At 49.6% G+C, this 284-nt stretch carries 1 protein-coding gene; it reads left to right on the forward strand.

Annotated elements, in window-relative coordinates; genetic code table 11:
* The coding region (locus QN359_RS19900; protein WP_323493443.1) for a DDE-type integrase/transposase/recombinase at positions 1 to 284 on the forward strand (284 nt) is incomplete at both ends.

A 284-nucleotide genomic window follows, 5' to 3' on the forward strand; every position in this document is an offset into this window, starting at 1 on the left:
TACATGATCTTAGATGTGTTTAGCAGGAAGATCGTTGGGCATGAAGTGCATGAAGCTGAATCTGCTGAATTGGCATCAATGTTAATCCGTCGGACCAGTTTGGCAGAGGGATTGGCGGGGCGTCCATTGGTACTGCACTCGGATAACGGCAGCTCGATGAAGGGAGCCACGATGCTTGCTACGTTGGAGAATTTAGGTATCGCCGCATCCTTTAGTCGTCCGCGTGTTTCGAATGATAAGCCATTCGCAGAATCGCTCTTCCATACTTGCAAATATCGGCCCGA

Source organism: Undibacterium sp. 5I2, assembly GCF_035019605.1.
Lineage (GTDB): Bacteria > Pseudomonadota > Gammaproteobacteria > Burkholderiales > Burkholderiaceae_D > Undibacterium.